This window comes from Anaerococcus sp. Marseille-P9784, from assembly GCF_902500265.1.
GTDB lineage: Bacteria > Bacillota > Clostridia > Tissierellales > Peptoniphilaceae > Anaerococcus.
In genome coordinates this window covers 18,939-39,485 of record NZ_CABVOZ010000002.1, presented here as the reverse complement: position 1 = coordinate 39,485, position 20,547 = coordinate 18,939, and the positions used below count along the sequence as shown (strand labels likewise).

The window sequence follows — 20,547 nt, the reverse complement described above, 5'->3', positions numbered from 1 at the left end:
GAAAATAAGGAGAGAATTATGGAAGATAATAACGAAAAGATAAAAATACAAAAAGGAAAAACTGAAGTAAAAAAGGATAGCTTAAAAGATACTATCATCGATTGGATAAAAACAATACTTACAGCTTTATTAATAGCCTTAGTTCTTAAACTTTTTATTGTTGATGCAACAAGAGTTTCTGGCAAATCTATGCTTAATACTCTACACCACGATGATATGCTCTTAGTAAATAAAATAGGCAAGCATTTTACAAGCTATAAGAGAGGACAAATTATTATTTTGGATGCCCCTGATTATCCTAATAGACTTTATGTAAAAAGAGTTGTGGGCATTCCTGGAGATACAATTTCACTAAAAGATGACAAAGTTTACCTAAATGGAGAAGAGTTACAAGAACCTTATACTTCTGTAGATTATACTTTGCCTGAAAATGGCGGATTAGAGTGGCAACTTTCAGAAAATGAGTATTTTGTCATGGGTGATAATAGATTAGAAGGAGCTAGCAACGATTCAAGAAACTTTGGACCAATTTTAAAAGATGAGATAGTGGGACATGCTTTCTTTAGAATTTATCCATTTTCTGATTTTGGTTTAATAGATAACAATCCTTATGGAGAAAAGACAAATTAGATGAGTGCAAAAAAAGATAACATTAGAAATTTTTCGATAATAGCCCACATAGACCATGGTAAAAGTACACTGGCTGATAGATTAATTGAAAGATCTGAAAATATTGATATTAGAGAGACTGGCGTTCAAATTCTCGATGATATGGAACTTGAAAGAGAACGTGGGATTACAATTAAATTAAAGTCAATAAAAATTCATTATTCAGCAAAAGATGGTAAGATCTACGATCTAAATTTAATAGATACCCCAGGCCATGTTGATTTTAATTATGAGGTTTCAAGATCTCTTAAAGCTTGCGAGGGAGCTATACTTGTTGTGGATGCTTCTCAAGGAGTTGAAGCACAAACTCTTGCAAATACATATCTTGCGTTAGAACAAGATTTGGAAATTTTGCCAGTATTAAACAAAATCGACTTGCCATCTGCAAGAGTTGATGAAGCAAAAGCTGAAATCGAAAGCCAAATTGGTTTAGATACCGATAACATCCCACTAGTTTCTGCTAAAACAGGTTTAAATATTGAAGATGTTTTAGAAGATATAGTAAAAAATATTCCAGCACCTGAAGATCACGATGATAAGCAACTTAAAGCCTTGATATTTGATTCTTATTATGATTCTTACAGGGGAGTAATATGCTATGTTAGAATTTTTGAGGGAATTGTAAGACCAGGCGATACGATAAAAATGATGAATACAGGTAAGACCTATGAAGTAAATACTGTAGGCTATACCATGAGAACTCGTATAGAAACCAAAGAATTAAGATCAGGTGATGTTGGTTTTATAGAAGCAAGTATAAAAGAAGTTAAGGATGCAAGAGTTGGTGATACCATTACAAATGCCAACGATCCTACAGCAAAAGCACTTGAAGGTTACAAAGAAGTTTTGCCTATGGTTTATTCTGGAATCTATCCAGCAGAAGGGGAAAGCTTTGATAAACTTCGTGATGCCCTAGAAAAATTACAGGTAAATGATGCAGCCTTGGTCTATGAACAAGAAAATTCACAAGCCTTAGGGGTAGGTTTGCGTGCAGGATTTTTGGGATTATTGCACATGGATATAATAACCCAAAGACTAGAGCGTGAATATGATTTAAACATTATCGCAACAGCTCCATCTGTAATTTATAAGGTAAAGATGAGAAATGCCGATGAAGAAATTGAGATACAAAACCCTAACGATTTTCCAGAAGCTGCAAACATTGAATATATAGAAGAGCCTATTACTATGGTAGAAATTATTACACCGAAAGATTATATAGGACAGGTTATGAATCTTGCTCAAAATAGAAGGGGAGAAATGGTTGATATGACATATATTGATCAATCGAGAGTTTCTATTAAATACAAAATTCCACTAAACGAAGTAATTTATAACTTCTTTGACTCTTTAAAATCTAGAAGCAAAGGCTATGCTTCACTAGATTATGAGCTAATAGGCTATCAAAAAGCAAAACTTGTAAAACTTGAAATTTTAATAAATGAGGAAGTTGTCGACGCTCTTTCAATTATAGTTCATGAAGATAGTGCTTATAGTAGAGGAAGATCAATTGTAGAAAAACTAAAAGAAGAAATTCCTCGCCAACAATTTGCAGTGCCAATCCAAGCAGCCATTGGTGGCAAAATCATAGCTAGAGAAACTGTAAAAGCCTTGAGAAAAGATGTAATTGCCAAATGTTATGGTGGCGATATTTCAAGAAAGAAAAAGCTTCTTGAAAAACAAAAAGAAGGCAAAAAGCGTATGCGCCAATTAGGAAATGTGGAAGTTCCACAAGATGCATTTTTGGCAGTTCTTAAATACGACGATGAAAATACCAATTAAAATAATAAAGCGATCAGAAAAAATTCTAGATCGCTTTTTTAGTTAATCTGCTAATTTAGATTTGATTACCATTAACTTACTATCTTCTTTTGCTAATAAACTGTGACTAACACCTGGTTTTAGACTAACTATATCTCCAGGTTTTATAACAAAAGTCTCACCCTCTTCTGTAAAAGAAACTTCTCCTTGATAGATTACAACTATTACAGTCATTGGGCTATCATGACTTGGAATTTCCTCTCCTTTTTTAATATTTAGATGAGTAACAACTTGATTTTCTGATTCATAAATATTATGAGCTCTTTTTTCTTGGTCGATTATGCTATATTTCATAAATTATATCTCCTTATTCTTACAATATATTTATAACCAAAATTAAAAGAATAAAACAAGATATAAAAAATATTTATTTCGATAAATTTGAATCATTTAGGGTATAATTTTAACTGGAGGATGATATGGAATTAAAATCAAAAATTAGAGTAATTGAAGATTATCCAGTAGAGGGAATATCTTTTAAGGATATAACAACTTTGCTAAAAGATAAGGAGGCTTTTAAAGAATCTTTAGACTTTTTGGAAAAAGAAGTAGCTTCTTTGGACTTTGATTATATAGTTGGCATAGAATCAAGAGGATTTATTTTTGGTGCACCTCTTGCAGATAGACTTGGTGTTGGATTTATACCAGTTAGAAAACCAGGAAAATTACCAGCAGAAATTGAAAAAGTTTCTTATGATCTTGAATATGGTCAAAATGAACTTGAAATGCACAAAGATGCTCTAAACAAAGGAGATAAGGTGCTTATTATCGACGATTTGATAGCTACTGGTGGTTCTGCACAGGCAACAGCTAAATTAATCGAATCTCAAGGAGCAAAGGTAGCAGCTTTTGCTTTCCTAATAGAATTAACCTCTCTAAAAGCCAGAGAAAAACTAAGCGATTATAAAATTATTTCCCTTGTTCAATACGATCATTAAAATAAGCCTTCTTTTGAGGGCTTTTTTATGATTAATAAGATAATTTAAACTTGTTTAATTTTTTATTTTTTTTAAATTAATTACTTGAATACTAATATCAAGATAGTATAATTCTATTAAGGTCAGAGATGGTCAAACACAAATACGATGGAGGATAAGATGAAATATAGAGATTATTATGAAATTTTGGGAGTGGACAAAAAAGCGAGTGATGCCGAAATTAAAAAGGCCTATAGAAAACTTGCCAAAAAATACCACCCAGACCTTCATCCAGATGATAAAGATGCAAAAGATAAATTTTCCGAAGTAAACGAAGCTTACGAGGTTTTATCAGATCCTGAAAAGCGAAAAAAATACGATACTTTTGGCAAAAATGCCAATTTTTCAGCTGGTCAAAACTTTAATCCAAATGATTTTGGCTTTGATTTTGGAAACTTTGGAGGATCTTCTTACACATATACAACAGGTTCTGATAGTGGATTTTCAGACTTTTTTGATTCTTTGTTTGGAAATTTTGGAAAAAGTTCATCTAACTTTAGGCCAGGATCTCAAAGATTTACCAATGGATCAACTTTCACTTCTAAGAAAAAAAACACCTTAAATACCATAATAGAAATTTCTATTGATGAAGCAATTAAGGGTTGCAAGAAATCTGTAAGTGTGAAAGATTCTAACGAAATAAAAAATATAGAAATTAATATTCCTAAGGGAATTAAAAATAATAATAAGATAAAAATTGATGGATCAAAATATGGAATAAATGCTTATATTTTAGCAAAAATTATTATTAAGGATGAAGATGATAGAAGACTTGATGGAATTGATATTATAAAAAGAGAAAGAATACTTCCATGGCAGGCGTATTTTGGCTGCAAAAAGAAGATATCAACCATTGATGGCAATCTAATGGTAAATATTCCAAAAGAGACTAATTCAGGTCAAAAAATGAGATTAAAAGGATACGGTTACACCGATAGAAAGGGTAATAAGGGTGATTTGATTTTAGAATTAATCATCGATAACCCTAAAAATCTATCAAAAGAAGCAAAAGAATTATACGAGAAATTACAAGAAGTGGAGGAATAATTATGGATTACAACAAATTTACACAAAAATCATTAGAGGCTATAAATAATGCCAATAACATAGCTATCAAAAATTCAAATCCTGATGTTAATGAGATTCATTTAAACTTTGCCCTAATTGAAAATTCAGATTCTATAGTTTCACAAGTCATTAAAACTATGGATATTGACTTTAATAGCTATAGAGAAGAAATTAAAAATATGATGGAAAAACTTCCACAAGTAAGAGGTGGATCAAATATTTATCCAACCCAAACATTTACTAGAATTTTACTAAAATCTGAAGATGAGGCAAAGGCTATGGGAGATAGCTTTGTATCAGCAGAGCACATTTTCCTATCTTTATTAAATGAAAAGAGCGATGTATCTGATACTAACAATACCTATGGCTTAACTTATAAAAATTTTAAAAATTCTATAGCAAAGGTCAGGAAAGGTCAAAAAGTTACTACAGATAATCCAGAAGAAACCACAAACCCTTTGGAAAAATTTGGTAGAGATTTGACCAAAGAAGCAAGAGAAGGAAAAATCGACCCGGTTATAGGAAGAGATAATGAGATCAGAAATGCTCTAAGGATTTTATCAAGAAGAAAGAAAAACAACCCAGTTTTGATTGGTAATCCTGGCGTTGGTAAAACTGCAATTGTAGAAGGTTTAGCCCAAAGAATTGTAAATAACGATGTTCCTGAACCGCTCCAAGGAAGAAAAATATTTTCCCTTGATATGGGCGCTTTAGTAGCAGGAGCAAAATATCGTGGACAATTTGAGGAGAGACTCAAGGCAGTTCTTAACGAAATAGAAAAATCTGATGGTCAAATTATAATGTTTATAGATGAAATTCATACTCTTGTTGGAGCTGGAAAAAGCGAAGGAGCAATGGATGCATCTAATATAATGAAACCAATGCTAGCTCGTGGAGAAATAAAGGTAATTGGAGCGACAACTTTAAATGAATATAGGGAATATATTGAAAAAGATGGAGCCTTAGAAAGACGTTTCCAAAAAGTAATGGTAAATGAACCATCAATTGAAGATACCATAAGTATTCTTAGAGGAATTAAGGAAAAATACGAAATCTTTCACGGTATTAGAATTCAAGATAGTGCAGTAATTGCAGCAGCAGAATTATCAGATAGATATATAACAGATAGATTTTTGCCAGATAAGGCAATAGATCTTATGGATGAAGCTTGTGCAACGGTTCGTACAGAAATTGACACTATGCCAGCCTACTTAGATGAGCAGAAAAGAAAATTATTACAAATACAAATTGAAATAACCGCTCTAAAAAAAGAAGAAGATGAAAATTCTAAAAAAAGGCTAGAAACTCTTGAAAAAGAATTGGCAGATTTGTCAGAAAAATACGATCAAGATTTCCTAAAATGGAAAGAACAAAAATCATCTATCGATGATATCAAAAAAATAAAAGAAGAAATTGATAGAGTTAAAGTTGAAATAGAACAAGCTGAAAGAAGATACGACTTTGAAAAATTATCAGAATTAAAATATGGCAAATTAGCATCTCTTGAAGAAAAATTAAAAAATGCGAGTCTTGAGTCTAAGCAAAACGAAGATGATTCTATCAAAGAAGAAGTAACAGATGAAGATGTTGCAGATGTAGTTAGCAATTGGACTGGAATTCCAGTATCTAAGCTTGTAGAAGGCGAAAGGGAAAAAATTCTAAAACTTCCAGAAAAACTTCATCAAAGAGTCATAGGCCAAGAAGTTGCCATAAAATCTGTTTCTGATGCCATAATTCGTGCTAGAAGTGGACTAAAAGATATAAATAAGCCAATTGGTTCATTTATCTTCTTAGGTCCTACTGGAGTTGGTAAGACTGAACTTGCAAAAGCGTTGACAGAAGCAATGTTTGATGATGAAAAACACATGATAAGAATTGATATGAGTGAATATATGGAAAAATATTCCGTTTCAAGATTAATCGGTGCTGCTCCAGGCTATATTGGTTATGAAGAAGGTGGCCAACTTACAGAAGCTGTACGTCGTATGCCTTATGCTGTAATTTTATTTGATGAAATAGAAAAAGCTCACCCAGATGTATTTAACATTTTATTACAAGTCTTAGATGATGGTAGACTTACTGATTCAATGGGAAGAACTGTTGATTTTAAAAACACAATCATAATCATGACTTCAAATATCGGTAGCCATTACCTCTTAGACGGCTTAAAAGATGATGGAACAATTGATCAAAATAGTAAGGATTTGGTTAAAAAAGCTCTTGAATCTTCCTTTAGACCAGAATTTTTAAACAGAATTGACGATATAGTAATGTTTAACCCACTAACTGGGGAGGAAGTTTATAAGATAATAGACTTACAAATAGCAGATATTCAAAAAAGACTTGATCATTTAGATATTAAACTTGAAATAACAGGAGCTGCTAAAGAATACATTTTAGCAAAAGCTTACGATGTAGAATATGGAGCAAGACCTGTAAAAAGATTTTTACAAACTCATGTGGAAACTGAACTTGGCAAAATGATAATCGAAGGAAATATAATAGAAAAAGATACAGCTATTTTGGATGTAGATGAAAATAAAGCGCTAAAAATTAGAAAAAAATAAATAGCTAAGAAAGTGCCAACTTAATTTATAAATATTAAGTTAGGCACTTTTTCTTTTATATAAAATATTTAAGACTTTCTATTGACGAAATATATTTCTATATTTAAAATATTATTGATAATTAATAAGACAAGGAGCAAATTATGAAAAAGAAGCTAATGCTAATGATATCTATATTAATATTTTTACATTCAATTTCTTATTCTTATGCATATTCACAAGTAGAGAACACTAGTAATTATAGTACTTTTAGAAATGAAGAGTATGAAAATTATACGACTGTAGAAAACACAAAAATTACAATTTTAGAAAATGATAAAACAAGAACAGTTAGAATGTTAAGTTTAGATAAGGGAACCATAGATGAATTAATTTTTTACAAGAATGAAAATAAGATTTATTCTACAATTACTGGTAAATATACATCTCTGGATACAAATTTACATAATAATAATTTGTTCACATACCGTTTTGCAAGAAAAGGAGTAAACAAAACGTATTACTTTTCATATTATAAGTTAACAAACATCTTGGGGAAAAGTGCAACTGCTGCTGGTGTTGCATCATTAGTTGCTTCAACAATAGGCATTGCATTTCCACCTGCAAATATTGTTGCGGCAATATTTGGCGGTTACTCAACTGGAGTTTCAGCAGCTTTGTGGGACGCTAGTACTAGTAAAAAACATGGAATCTATGTGACAGTTAATCCGAACCCTATTTTTCATATTATTGGTGTAGGTAAATACTAATGAAAAGTTTTAGAGATATAATTATAAAACTGCTTGCTATTATTTCTGTAATAATTTTATTATTTTCAGATAAATTTTTTGATAGAACCTATGCATTTTATTCGTCTATAGTTTCAATAGTTATAATAATATATTTTATTAATTTTAATAATTACTTTAAAAAAAATATGAAAATAATACTATCAATAACTTTTCTTAGTCTAATCATTGCAAAAATGTCACTATTTTAATATTAAAATAGCTTACTTACTTGTATTTTACTAGAAATATTAAAATTACAAGCTTAAGTAAGCTTTTTTTAATTGCAAGTTTTTCACTATTATATACTATATATAGTTAGCTATTGCAAAAAACATACTACATATGGTATAATTTAATCACAATATAGGAGGAGCGTCATGACTACAGTAATTAAAAGAGATAATAAAAAAACTGAATTTAACAAGGAAAAAATCACCATAGCAATTGAAAAAGCTATGCATTCTCCATCAGGAGTTTACATAAAAGGTCAAGCAGATCAAATAGCTAGTGAAATTGAAAATGAGAAAAAAGATGTAAACGAATTAAGTATATATGAAATTGAAGACTTGGTATATTACAAATTAATAGAAAAAAATAATCCAGCAACTGCAAGAGCCTACGAATCCTACAAATCTGTTCAAGCTTACAAGAGAGAGCAAAATACATCAGATAAGGATATCTTAGGTTTATTAAATATGACTAATGTCGATGTAATGGATGAAAATTCCAACAAAAATCCACTAATTGCATCAACTCAAAGAGATCTTATAGCAGGAGAAGTTGCCAAAGATATAGCAAAAAGAAAATTAATACCAGCAGAATTGGTAGAAGCTCACGAATCAGGAGCCATACATATTCACGATTTGGATTATCTTATCCAACCAATTTTTAACTGTTGTCTAGTTGATATGAAAGATATGCTAGATAATGGAACGGTTATAAATGGCAAATTAATAGAAACACCAAAATCTTTTCAAGTAGCTTGCAATGTCATGACTCAGATAATAGCTCAAATTGCATCTAACCAATATGGCGGTCAATCAATAAACATTAGTTGTCTAAGTCCTTATTTAAAAAAATCCTATAATAAAAATCTAAGACTTGCAGAAAAAACTTTAGGCGAGGGCGAAGTTTCAAAAAAAATGGCAGAAGCTATGACTCAAAAGGATTTGGAATCTGGTATACAAACAATCCAATATCAAATAAATACGCTAATGACTAGTAACGGTCAAGCTCCATTTGTAACATTGTTCATGCATACAGATGAAAATGATCCAAATCTTGATCAAAGTGTTAAAATCATTGAAGAAATTATAAGACAAAGATATTTGGGCATAAAAAACGAAGCTGGAGTATATGTAACACCTGCTTTTCCAAAATTAATCTATGTTTTGGATGAAAATAATATCCATAAAGATAGTAAATATTACTATTTAACACAATTAGCTGGAAAATGCACGGCAAAAAGAATGTATCCAGATTATATTTCCGCAAAAAAAATGCGTGAAAATTATGAGGGCAATGTATTCTCTCCAATGGGTTGTAGAGCATTTTTGCCTCCATATAAAGATGAGGATGGCAATTATAAATTTGAAGGCAGATTTAATATGGGAGTTTGTACAATAAATCTTCCACAAATTGGAATACTTGCTAGAAATGATGAGAAAAAATTCTTTGAAATTTTGGAAAAAAGACTTGAATTGGTAAAAGAAGTTGGACTATTAAGATACGATCACTTATCAAAAGTAACAAGCGATTCTTCTCCAATACATTTTTCTCATGGAGCAATTGCAAGACTTCCAAAACATACGCCAATTAAGCCACTTCTAGAAAATGGATATGCAACTGTAACCATCGGTTATATAGGAATTTACGAAGCAAGTATACTTGTAACTGGCAAATCTCACACAAGCAAAGAAGGCAAAGAATTCGCCCTAAAAATAATGAGAATGTTAAATCAGAAAAAAGAAGAATGGTCAAAAGAATATGGCATAGCCTTTGCTGTTTACGGAACTCCAGCAGAGAGCTTAACCCATAGATTTGCATCAATAGACAAGAAGAGATTTGGAGATATAAAAGATGTGACTGACAAGGGTTATTATACAAATTCTTTTCACGTTGATGTAAGAGAAAAAATTTCTGTATTTGAAAAATTTGACTTTGAATCGGAATTTCAAAGCTTATCAACTGGTGGTTGTATTTCTTATGCAGAAATTCCTAATATGACTAATAATATCGAAGCTGTTATGACAATGATAAGATATATTTACGATAATATTCAATATGCAGAATTTAACACCAAATCTGATTATTGCAGCGAGTGTGGCTTTGATGGAGAAATATTATTAGATGATGAAAATAATTGGTATTGTCCAAATTGCGGCAACAAAGATCGTAGCAAACTAACAGTTGTAAGAAGAACTTGTGGTTATCTAGGTGAAAATTTCTGGAATGAAGGACGTACAAAAGAAATCAAAGCTAGGGTTTTACACATATGAATTATGCCCAAATTAGAAAATATGATATAGCAAATGGTCCAGGAATAAGAACAAGTTTTTTCGTAACTGGTTGCTCACTTAATTGCAAAAACTGCTTTAATAAAGAATATCAAGACCATAATTTTGGCGAAAAATGGACTTCTGATACAACAAAAGAACTTATAAGTTATTTGAAAGATCCAAATGTTTCAGGCTTAACTATTCTAGGTGGCGAACCATTTGAAAATTTGGACGGACTAGTGGACATTGTAAAAATAATTAGAAAAGAAATAGATAAGTCTATATGGATTTATTCTGGTTATACTTTTGAAATATTAATTAGAATTGAAAAAGCTCGTGAATTACTAAAACTAATAGATGTTTTGGTTGATGGACCTTTTATAGAAGAAAAAAAAGATCTGACACTTGCTTTTAGAGGCTCAAAAAATCAAAGGATTATTGATGTAAAAAATTCATTAAAAGAAAATAAGATTATACTTTTAGAGGGGTATTAATATAATATAAATATTTTAGGAGGAAAAATGAACCAGAATTATCAAAAAAAACGTGGTCTCGGACCTATAGGAATAATAATAGCAATTGTAGCGGTAGCTTTACTTCTAATAGTTCCTACCTACAATAGGTTGGCAGGAGCTAGAGAAAATGTAAATGAAGCCTATGCCCAAGTGCAAAATGTCGTGCAAAGAAGAGCAGACCTTATACCAAATTTGGTAAATACAGTCAAGGGTTACTCTGATTATGAGGGCGAAACCCTAACAAAGATAACAGAAGCTAGAGCTGGGGTAACTAACGCAAAAACACCAGAAGAATTGGCAAATGCTAACGAAAATCTTAGCCAAGCAATTCGTGATATTAATGTCGTAGTTGAAAATTATCCAGATTTAAAAGCAAATACCCAATACACTCAATTAATGGATGAGCTTGCAGGATCTGAAAATAGAATTTCTGTCGAAAGAGGAAATTACAATCAAGCTGTTAAAAAATACAACGCTGATATTAAAAGATTTCCGACAAATTTTATAGCAAAAATAACAGGCTACCAAGAAGCTGAGTATTTCCAAGCCAGCGAAAAAGCTCAAGATGCACCAACGGTAGATTTTAACAAAAATAATTAAGGAGAGAAGAATGAAGAAAGGAAAAATATTTACAATAAACTTGATTTTACTCATTAGCCTATTAGTTTTTCCTTTTTTTTCTTTGGCTAATGAAAACCTACCAGATCCTCCAAGTGATTATTATTTAGATGAGCTAAATATGCTTGATCAAAGTGCAAAGGATAATATAAATTCCACCAACAAAGAGCTAGAAAGCAAAACAGGTTCTCAGGTCGTAGTTGCAACTGTCAAAAACACTCAATCGCTTCCAGCAAGTGATTTGGCAGTAAAAATTTTTAATAAATGGAAAATAGGCGATAGTAAGAAAAAAAATGGAGTTTTAATACTTATAAGCCAAGATGACACAAGTGGAAAAAGAGAAGTTTTTATTGCAACTGGTTATGGAATTGAAGGAAGACTTAACGATGGTAAAGTTGGTAGAATTATAGATAATTTTATGCTAAGCGATCTAAAAGCTTCTAATTATTCTAAGGCCTTAAACGAAGGATTTAATGCTGTAGTTGCAGAAATTGCCGATGAATACCAAATCAAATTAGATGGAAATTACGATCAATATCTAAAGGCAAATAATCCGAGTCAAAAAGGAATAAGTTTAGGGACATTGTTTTTAATACTAATTTGTTTTATAATCTTTTCTAATTTGATTAGAAGAGTTCTATACAGAGCTTATCCATCTAAAAGATATAAAAATGGATTTCCAAGAAAGAGAAGTTATTATAGTAGTAGAAGTTATGAAAGTTCTTTTGATAGCTTATTTTCAGGCAGCGATTTTGGATCTTCTTCATTTGGTGGATCATCTGGTGGATTTTCTGGTGGCGGAGGTTCATCCGGTGGCGGTGGAGCTGGAAGAGGTTTTTAAGGAGAAAAAATGTATGGATATTTAGCAAGTCATTTTTTTAATGATGCTATGTTTACATGGACTGAGAATTTAGCAAAATATATAGAAGAAAAAACTGATTTAATTTTGTATGTTCCTCAAAGAAATGCAGATATCAACGATAAGAAAAACAATGACGATATAATTACCGATATAAAAATCGCCCAAGCAGATACTGCTGAACTAAAAAAAGCAAATATATTGATAGCATGCCTTGATGGGCTATCAATTGATGATGGAGTAGCAGCAGAAATTATGGCTCATGGGGTTATGGCAGAATTTGAAAAAGAGCATGGAATAGATTTTCCAAGGCTTATAATTGGAATCATAACTGATATGAGATACATAGGAACTGGCGAAAATAAATTATATAGAAATTTGATGATAGTTGGAAAAGTCAAAGAGCATGGACATCTTATTGTCGGCTATGCTGGAGATAATTCCTACAAAGAAGAATTAGTTGATTTAATAAATTATTTTATAAAGAAAAATTAAAAAGCTTTAAGCTTTAAGTAAAATTTCGCTTGCATTTTTTTACTTAAAAGCTTAAAGCTATTTTTTTATGCGTATTTTTTTATTCTTGGTAATAATATTTTTAATACAAAGATATTTAGAACAGTTTCAATAGCTTGTTTAGGAACTCTACCTAAAACATAAATCCAATATGGGTTTTTGGAATATTGGACTAACCATATTGAATCAACTAATAATCTTACAAGCATAAAAACTAAAAATGAACTAATTATAATAATCCAATTTAATTTTTCATCTAAATCTTTATGAAAAATTTTAAATGAAACAATGCCTGGTAAAAATCCTATCAAAAATGCACTAAAGGTAAAACCAGGGTGGAAGATCCCATCTGGATTTAAAAGCATACCAACTACATCAGCTAAAGCACCTGTAATTCCTCCAAGGCTTGGCCCATACAAAATACCTGACATAATTATTGGAATATAACCAATGCCAAGTTTTTTGTTTACAGGAATTGTAATTGTAAAATACCTTCTTAGAACAACTGATAAGGCTGCAAGAATTGCAATCTTTGTAAGCGTGTTAATAGTTAACTTCTTATTCATTTTTCCCCTTTCTATCAGAGGCAGCGGTTGCGATAGAAAATCATAGCCTTTGGCTTCGTCTAGAAACAACAACCCATTTTCTAGCACTTGATGCTTCCTATCTACTCTGATGATTATATGATATCATATAAATAGAAAAATAAAAACATTGAGGGCTTATGATAAAGAGAGAATTTTTTGATAGAGATACATTAGAGGTGGCAAAAGATTTGCTGGGGAAAATTATAATAAGAAAAGATAATAATATAATCTATAAAGCTAGAATTGTAGAAACTGAAGCTTATATGGGAATAGAAGATAGAGCCTGCCAGACCTTTGGTAATAATAAAACTAATAGAAATAAAATTATGTATGAGGATGCCGGAACTATTTATATCTACCAAACTTATGGCATACATTATCTAATGAATTTTATAACCAGAGATAAAAATCATCCAGAAGGAGTATTGATAAGGGCTATAGAACCGCTATCAGAAATAGACAACTTTTCCTTAAATAGATTTGGTCTAAAGTATGAAAATCTATCGCCATATCAAAAGAAAAATTTAACAAATGGTCCAGGTAAAATAACCAAAGCCTTAGCCATAGATAAAAAACTAAATGGAAAAAATCTATTTACAGAAAATTTCTATCTAGAAGATGATATTAAAGATTTTCAAATAATTGCTGATAAAAGAATCGGTATCGACTATGCCAAAGAAGCAAAAGATTATCCCTATAGATTTTATATAAAAGATAATCCTTATGTTTCAAAAGTCAAAAAAGGATAAGGCCTAAAGAGTCTTATCCTTAAAATTAATCTTAAATCCTTGGTCTATAAGTGTTTCAAACATTTTAGACCTATTTTTCTTTGTAGTTCCTTGTTTTTTAGGAATTTGTTTGGAAAATGAATCAGAACCTTTATTATGATCTCTTAAATCATAATAAGTAGTGATTATTTCATCATAATCTTTTATCATTTCATTATAGTTATCAAAAACTTTGTAAGAATTTTCAAAAGTTTTTAGTTTTATATCAATTCTTGGTTTAAGTTGTGGTTGTTGGTTAGCAATTCCAAATCCTACTCCCACAGCAGGATAGGTATATTTTGGAAGTTTTAGCAAATCTATAACCATTTTTGTATCATTGTGGATATTGCCAAAATAATTACAACCTAGGCCAAGACTTTCGCATGCTACAGTTAAATTTTGTGCTGCTATTATCGCATCAGAAAATCCTTGGATAAATTTATCAAAACCAATCATTTCATCATTTTCTTCATGATTTTCTTTTGCTATCATATAATTTCTAAACAAATCGACTACAAAAATAAAAAGATGTGGAACTCTTGCCATATATTCTTGGTCGCCATTTTCTGCAAATTTTGCCTTAATCTTTGGATCTGTAACATTTATTATGGAAAAATATTGCATACCATTACTTGAAGCAGATCTATTTGCAACTTCTAATAATTTGTCGATAATTTCATCGTCGAGTTTTTCATCCTTAAATTCTCTAATTGTTCTGTGATTTAGTTGATCTTTGATTGTGTTGTTCATAATTGCTCCCTTTCTTTCTATACATTTATACCCAGCCTTAAGGTATATTAATAAAAGGTGATAAAATGATAGTTAAAATCTCTGTAAGAAATTTAATAGAATTTGTGATGAGATCTGGAGATATTGATAATACTTTTAGAGATAATGCAAGACTTATTGAAGGAATTAGAGCTCATCAAAAAATCCAAAGCTCTTTTGGAGATAACTATAAAAAAGAAGTTTCTCTAAAAAATTCAACGACAATTTCTTTTGTCACATTCAATGTTTTTGGTAGAGCTGATGGACTTATAAAAGATGGAAGCGATTTTATTATCGATGAAATCAAATCTACTGCAAGAGATCTTTCTGATATTGACGATACGAACAAACTCCACTGGGCTCAAGGAATGTGCTATGCGTATTTTTATGCATTAGATAAGAAATTATCTAAAATATTTATAACTTTAACCTATGTAAGTGTTGAGGATTATTCTACAAAGATTTTTAAAAAAGAATTTAGTATTGAAGATTTGCACAAATTCTATATGAATTTATTGGAAAATTATCTAAAATTTTCAGAAATTTTAGCTAAAAATATAGAAAAAAGAAATGAAAGTATCAAAATTTTAGACTTTCCATATAAGGATTACCGCAAGGGTCAAAGAAAAATGTGCCTTGCTGTTTATAAATCTATTTTAGATTCCAAAAATTTATTTGTGGATGCACCAACTGGCATTGGCAAAACAATATCGACGGTTTTTCCATCAGTAAAATCAATGGGAGAAGACTTATCTGATAAAATTTTTTATTTAACCAGCAAAAATACCCAAGGCAAAGAAGCCATGAAAGCCATAAAAATTTTAAGAGAAAAAGGCTTATTTATCAAGGCTTTAAATATAACTTCCAAGGAAAAAATTTGCCTAAATGATGAAGTTAAATGTAATCCCATCGATTGTCCCTTTGCCAAGGGTCATTTTGATAGAGTAAATGATGGTATTTTAGATATAATCTCAAATGAGGAAATAATAGATTTTGATAAAGTAATCTCTTATGCTGAAAAATACAGGATTTGCCCCTTTGAATTTGAGCTTGATATCTCAAATTATGTAGATTTTGTTGTCTGTGATTATAATTATGTCTTTGACCCAAATATTTATTTAAAAAGATTTTTTGATGAAATTTCAAGTAGATATATATTTTTGGTAGATGAATCACATAATTTGTTAGAAAGAGCAAGAGAAATGTATTCTTTTACTTTTTCAAAAAATAGATTTACTGATTTGCTAGAAATATTAAAAGAAAAAAAATATAAAAAAATTTCTAAAATTATTAGGGAAATTATCGATAAATTTGACGAATTATACAATAAACATGGCAAAAAATTATATTATTACCAGGAAAATCTTATCGATGACTTTGATGAATATTTACAAAAATTAATAAAGCCCTTGCAAAGATTTTTGGTAGAGGAAAAAAATGATCCTAATTATGAAGATTTGTTAAATTTGTTTTTTGATATAAATAAATATTTTAAAATAAGTGATTATTATACCAAAGGATTTTATTCGATTATTTCTTTTGATGAAGAAAACCAAACTATTATTTTTCAAATCAAATGCATTGATCCTTCAGAAGTTTTGGATAATAAGTATAAATTTGCAAGAACAGTGGTGTTTTTCTCTGCAACCTTATCTCCAATTACTTATTTTATGAGAATATTAGGGGCAGAAAATAGCTTAAAACTAAGGCTAGATATGCCATTTCCTGAAAACAATTTTGCCATATTTAGTAGAGAAATTAGCACGAGATACAAAGATAGAAATAGAAATTTAGAGCAAATTTCCACAAGTATCAATGAATTTATCAATTCAAAAAAAGGAAATTACTTTATATTTTTCCCTTCTTATGCTTATTTAGAAGAAGTTTATAATGACTATAAGCAAAAATTTGACGATGAAATTTTATTACAAGATAGGTCGATGAGCGAAAAAGATATCAAAAAATTTATTAAAAATTTTGATGAAAAATCTGCCAAAACTGCTTTTCTTGTATTAGGTGGAGTTTTTTCTGAAGGAATTGATCTTCTTGGAGAAAAATTAATTGGTGCTATGATAATTTCAGTTGGGATGCCTAAAGTTTCAAGCCTTAGAAATTTAATCAAAGAACATTTTGACAAATTAGGATATTCTGGCTTTGATTATTCCTACACTTATCCAGGCATAAATAAAGTATTCCAAGCAGCTGGACGAGTTATAAGAAGTGAAAACGATAGGGGAATAATCTACCTTTTAGATGATAGATTTACAAGTCGAAAATATCAATTGCTTTATCCAAAACATTGGAGAAAAAAAGAAATTAAAATTGTAAATACAGGCTCTTTACTAAAAGAAGAAGCTAATAATTTTTGGGAGGAAAATATTGAGAAAAAAACAAATTTACCAAGTTAAGATAAATGAAATGCAATATCCAAATATTTCTCTAGGTCTTAATGAAAAAGGTCAAACTGTTGAATTTAAGGGCGGACTTAAAGGCCAAATTGCCCAGGTAAAAATTACCAGAAATAGAAATAATAAAAAAATCGGAAAATTTTTAGGACTAATAGAAGATTCTCCTTTGGAAACTAATAAAAATCATTGTCCCAATGCCGATATTTGTGGAGGTTGCTCCTATCAAAAATTAGATTATGAAGTTGAATCAGCTTTAAAAGAAGAAATGATAAAAGATTTACTTGTAACTAACAAAATGGATATCGATAGTGATATTATCTTCAATTCGCCTCCTAAAATTTATGAGTATAGAAACAAGATGGAATATACTTTCGGTGATTCCTACAAGGGCGGAGAATTAGTCCTAGGCTTACATAGGCAAAATAGATTTTATGAAATTGTGGATACTATAAATTGTAACATAGTAGATGGCGACTTTAACAAAATTAGAGAAGAAGTTCAAAATTATTTTAGAGAAAAAGGCACAGAATTTTACCACAAATCAAAAAAGGAAGGCTTACTAAGACATTTTATCATAAGAAAAGCTCACAAAACTGGTCAAATAATGGCAATATTAGTAACAACAGATGACCAAAGTTTTGATAAAAATGAAAAAGACAAATTCGTAGAATTTTTATTAAGTCTTAAACTAGCAGGTAAACTAGTATCTATTTTTCATGTTACAAATAATTCGCTAGCAGATGCTGTAATTGCGGAAAAAATTGATCTCTTGTACGGAGAAGAATTTATTACAGAAGAAATGTCGGGATTAAAATTTAGAATTTCTCCATTTTCATTTTTCCAACCAAACTTATTTGCAGCAGAGATAATATATGAAAAAGCCATAGAATTTGCCGATGTAAATAAAAATATAAATGTTCTTGATCTATACTCTGGAACAGGAACTATAACTCAACTTATGGCAAAAAATGCAAAATCAGCTACAGGTATTGAAATAGTAGCAGAAGCAGTAGAAAAAGCCAAAGAAAATGCCAAAGAAAATGGTATCGAAAATATAAATTTTCTAACAGGAGATGTATTAGAAGAAATAGAAAAAGTTAAAGGTAAATTTGATCTTGTAATCCTCGATCCACCAAGATCAGGCATAAATGAAAAAACTTTAGAAAAAATTCTACAAGTAAATCCAGAAAAATTCGTCTACATATCCTGCAATCCAAAAACTCAAGTAGAAAACTTAAAAACATTCCTAGCAAATGGCTACCAAATAAAAAACTACCAAATAATAGACCAATTTCCGAGATCAAGACATGTGGAGACTGTAGTATTGATGTCAAGAAAATAGAATAACAAGCTATAAAACTGTTGAAATCAATGGCTTTTAGGATTTTAGAAGAAATCTTAAAAGCCATTTTTCTATTTGAAAAATACCTTGTGGGAACATATTAATAGTAAAAATCGCAGGGGTGTGTAGACAGGATAGATATTTATAGGGAGAGTGAACAGAATAGATATTAGGACTTGACACATCAATTAATAAGTTGTAAAATATAAACAAGTTAGCAGATTAGCTAATAAAGTAATAGGAGGTAATCATGAACAATCACGAACTGACTTTTGGGGATTTTATTTCTCAGAAGAGAAAGGATTTAAGAATCACCTTAAAGGATATGGCAGACAGGCTTAATATTTCCTCACCGTATCTAAGCGATGTAGAGAAAGGAAAAAGAGATTCTTTTGACTTAGATAGGTTGAACCAAATTGCTAAAATATTAAACTTGGATGAAGAAGAATCATCCATTATGATGGATTTAGCTGGAAAGCAAAGAAATACGGTGGCACCTGATTTGCCAGAGTATATTTTAAAGACTAAAGGCTTAAGCGTAGCTTTGAGAAAGGCTAGAGACTTAGATGTAAAAGAAGAAGAGTGGATAAAATTCATTGAAGAAATTGAAAAAGAGAGGTAGGCATGTATCAATATAACTTCAACAAATCAAGTACAGGTGCTCCATTTATCACTTTAGATCAAATTGAATCACTGACCGAGCAAATTCTCAATAAATATTGTCCTTCTGCAATTGAAAATTTTGAAGCAGTAGATATTGAGGGACTGGCAGAATTTGATTTAGGGTTTAATGTTGAATATGCCTACTTATCTCATAACGGATGCTATGCAGGGATGATGGTCTTTAATGATGACCAAGTAATACGAACAATGAAAAGCCTGATGCCAAATGTTGAAACTGGACAATGGGAACTAGAATATCTTACAGATAGAGCCAATACTATTCTAATAGATAAGCAATTAGACAATCCAAGAGATAAAGGGTTTAGAAGGTTCACCCTAGCTCATGAATGTGGACATGGGGTCATACATCCGTGTGTATCTTATAGAGATCCAAACCAACTATCTTTTTTTAATGAAGAAGAAAAGCCTGCATCACTTGCTTGTCGAACTGGCGATGTTAATAAAAAGAAAAATAAACGCTGGGGATTTATGGATACAATAGAATGGCAGGCGAATACATTTGCTTCTTGTCTTTTGATGAATAAAAAAGCGATTATAAAGTATTTATACTATCTAGGTTATGATAAGCATATTAAGGATGAAACTTATCTATTTGATTTCGTCATGAAAGTATCAGAGCAATTCCAAGTATCAAAAACAGCAGCATTAGTTCGATTAAAAGTATTAGGCTATGCACCTAATGACTTTGAATTAACAAAAGAACTATATAACGAATTTAGTTTTTAAAATATAGCTTAGCTATATTTTTTTAAGAAAGAAATTAGCAAAGAAGCTAACAAGGAAAGATAAGGAGGTATTATGGAACAAATGGCATGTCCAGTCTGTAAAAAGAGATTTTTTGATGTATCAAGAATTCCTTTAGAGAAAATAGAGATAGCAGCAAAATGTCCACACTGTGGGAAAATCTCAACACTGGAAATATCAAACAAAAATAAGAAAAAACCATACCGAGCAAAGAAGTAAATGTAACTATCAAATAGCCGGATGAGTATTCAAAAGGAAACTCATCTGGCTATTTTTATATTAAGGAGGTGATCCTATAGAAATAAGAAACAAAGAAGGAAAAAGAGTCTGTGATATTAGTGAAGACAAGAAAAAGCTAACTATCAGACGAGG

20 protein-coding genes and 1 riboswitch are annotated in these 20,547 nt (G+C 30.5%); of the genes, 17 read left to right on the top strand and 3 right to left on the bottom strand.

Annotated features, from left to right (window positions below):
• Window positions 1–18 precede the first annotated feature (18 nt).
• Window positions 19–630, top strand: a complete 612-nt coding sequence (gene lepB / locus GAN53_RS03905) for a signal peptidase I (RefSeq protein WP_151409684.1) — start codon at window positions 19–21, stop codon at window positions 628–630.
• A complete protein-coding gene (gene lepA / locus GAN53_RS03900; protein ID WP_151409683.1) occupies window positions 631–2,451 on the top strand; it encodes a translation elongation factor 4 in 1,821 nt (606 codons plus the stop codon).
• A gap of 42 nt (window positions 2,452–2,493) precedes the next feature.
• Here lepA and GAN53_RS03895 read toward each other — a convergent pair whose 3' ends face one another.
• Window positions 2,494–2,784, bottom strand: a complete 291-nt coding sequence (locus GAN53_RS03895; protein WP_151409682.1) for a cupin domain-containing protein — start codon at window positions 2,782–2,784, stop codon at window positions 2,494–2,496.
• Window positions 2,785–2,909: 125 nt separating this feature from the next.
• Here GAN53_RS03895 and GAN53_RS03890 point away from each other — a divergent pair, with 125 nt between their 5' ends.
• The 9 genes from GAN53_RS03890 to GAN53_RS03850 all read left to right on the top strand — a co-directional run bounded on the left by GAN53_RS03890 (window position 2,910) and on the right by GAN53_RS03850 (window position 12,857).
• Window positions 2,910–3,428, top strand: a complete 519-nt coding sequence (locus GAN53_RS03890) for an adenine phosphoribosyltransferase (protein WP_099320849.1) — start codon at window positions 2,910–2,912, stop codon at window positions 3,426–3,428.
• Window positions 3,429–3,587: 159 nt separating this feature from the next.
• Window positions 3,588–4,514 carry a DnaJ domain-containing protein gene (locus GAN53_RS03885; protein ID WP_151409681.1) on the top strand — a complete coding sequence of 309 codons (927 nt, stop codon included), beginning with the start codon at window positions 3,588–3,590 and terminating at the stop codon, window positions 4,512–4,514.
• A 2-nt stretch (window positions 4,515–4,516) separates the two neighbouring features.
• On the top strand, window positions 4,517–7,102 hold the full coding sequence (gene clpB / locus GAN53_RS03880) for an ATP-dependent chaperone ClpB (protein WP_151409680.1): 2,586 nt from the start codon (window positions 4,517–4,519) through the stop codon (window positions 7,100–7,102).
• A 143-nt stretch (window positions 7,103–7,245) separates the two neighbouring features.
• Window positions 7,246–7,851, top strand: a complete 606-nt coding sequence (locus GAN53_RS03875; RefSeq protein ID WP_151409679.1) for a hypothetical protein — start codon at window positions 7,246–7,248, stop codon at window positions 7,849–7,851.
• Between the two features lie 398 nt (window positions 7,852–8,249).
• Complete coding sequence (nrdD, locus tag GAN53_RS03870; protein WP_151409678.1) at window positions 8,250–10,370, top strand: anaerobic ribonucleoside-triphosphate reductase; 2,121 nt, start codon at window positions 8,250–8,252, stop codon at window positions 10,368–10,370.
• Window positions 10,367–10,864 carry an anaerobic ribonucleoside-triphosphate reductase activating protein gene (nrdG, locus tag GAN53_RS03865; RefSeq protein WP_151409677.1) on the top strand — a complete coding sequence of 166 codons (498 nt, stop codon included), beginning with the start codon at window positions 10,367–10,369 and terminating at the stop codon, window positions 10,862–10,864. Before nrdD ends, nrdG begins: the two co-directional genes overlap by 4 nt.
• A gap of 27 nt (window positions 10,865–10,891) precedes the next feature.
• Window positions 10,892–11,485 carry a LemA family protein gene (locus tag GAN53_RS03860; protein WP_151409676.1) on the top strand — a complete coding sequence of 198 codons (594 nt, stop codon included), beginning with the start codon at window positions 10,892–10,894 and terminating at the stop codon, window positions 11,483–11,485.
• Window positions 11,486–11,495: 10 nt separating this feature from the next.
• On the top strand, window positions 11,496–12,344 hold the full coding sequence (locus GAN53_RS03855) for a TPM domain-containing protein (protein ID WP_151409675.1): 849 nt from the start codon (window positions 11,496–11,498) through the stop codon (window positions 12,342–12,344).
• A 9-nt stretch (window positions 12,345–12,353) separates the two neighbouring features.
• Window positions 12,354–12,857 carry a nucleoside 2-deoxyribosyltransferase gene (locus GAN53_RS03850; RefSeq protein ID WP_151409674.1) on the top strand — a complete coding sequence of 168 codons (504 nt, stop codon included), beginning with the start codon at window positions 12,354–12,356 and terminating at the stop codon, window positions 12,855–12,857.
• 65 nt (window positions 12,858–12,922) lie between these two features.
• Here the strand turns inward: GAN53_RS03850 and GAN53_RS03845 are convergent, their stop codons facing one another.
• Window positions 12,923–13,441, bottom strand: a complete 519-nt coding sequence (locus tag GAN53_RS03845; RefSeq protein ID WP_151409673.1) for a folate family ECF transporter S component — start codon at window positions 13,439–13,441, stop codon at window positions 12,923–12,925.
• 19 nt (window positions 13,442–13,460) lie between these two features.
• Window positions 13,461–13,552, bottom strand: a riboswitch (THF riboswitch).
• A gap of 47 nt (window positions 13,553–13,599) precedes the next feature.
• Here GAN53_RS03845 and GAN53_RS03840 point away from each other — a divergent pair.
• Entirely contained in the window at window positions 13,600–14,211 is a 612-nt protein-coding gene (locus GAN53_RS03840) for a DNA-3-methyladenine glycosylase (RefSeq protein WP_151409672.1), read from the top strand.
• Between the two features lie 3 nt (window positions 14,212–14,214).
• Here the strand turns inward: GAN53_RS03840 and GAN53_RS03835 are convergent, their stop codons facing one another.
• On the bottom strand, window positions 14,215–14,979 hold the full coding sequence (locus tag GAN53_RS03835; RefSeq protein ID WP_151409671.1) for a nitroreductase family protein: 765 nt from the start codon (window positions 14,977–14,979) through the stop codon (window positions 14,215–14,217).
• A 65-nt stretch (window positions 14,980–15,044) separates the two neighbouring features.
• Here GAN53_RS03835 and GAN53_RS03830 point away from each other — a divergent pair, with 65 nt between their 5' ends.
• The 5 genes from GAN53_RS03830 (at window position 15,045) to GAN53_RS09720 (ending at window position 20,394) form a co-directional block, all read left to right on the top strand.
• Window positions 15,045–17,405 carry an ATP-dependent DNA helicase gene (locus GAN53_RS03830; RefSeq protein ID WP_151409670.1) on the top strand — a complete coding sequence of 787 codons (2,361 nt, stop codon included), beginning with the start codon at window positions 15,045–15,047 and terminating at the stop codon, window positions 17,403–17,405.
• Complete coding sequence (rlmD, locus tag GAN53_RS03825) at window positions 17,377–18,747, top strand: 23S rRNA (uracil(1939)-C(5))-methyltransferase RlmD (protein ID WP_151409669.1); 1,371 nt, start codon at window positions 17,377–17,379, stop codon at window positions 18,745–18,747. Before GAN53_RS03830 ends, rlmD begins: the two co-directional genes overlap by 29 nt.
• Window positions 18,748–18,997: 250 nt before the next feature.
• Window positions 18,998–19,369, top strand: a complete 372-nt coding sequence (locus GAN53_RS03820; protein WP_002834913.1) for a helix-turn-helix domain-containing protein — start codon at window positions 18,998–19,000, stop codon at window positions 19,367–19,369.
• A gap of 2 nt (window positions 19,370–19,371) precedes the next feature.
• Window positions 19,372–20,157, top strand: a complete 786-nt coding sequence (locus tag GAN53_RS03815) for an ImmA/IrrE family metallo-endopeptidase (RefSeq protein WP_151409668.1) — start codon at window positions 19,372–19,374, stop codon at window positions 20,155–20,157.
• A gap of 72 nt (window positions 20,158–20,229) precedes the next feature.
• Window positions 20,230–20,394: a hypothetical protein gene (locus GAN53_RS09720; RefSeq protein WP_002834910.1), complete on the top strand. Its 165-nt coding sequence runs from the start codon at window positions 20,230–20,232 to the stop codon at window positions 20,392–20,394.
• The last annotated feature ends 153 nt before the right edge of the window (window positions 20,395–20,547 follow it).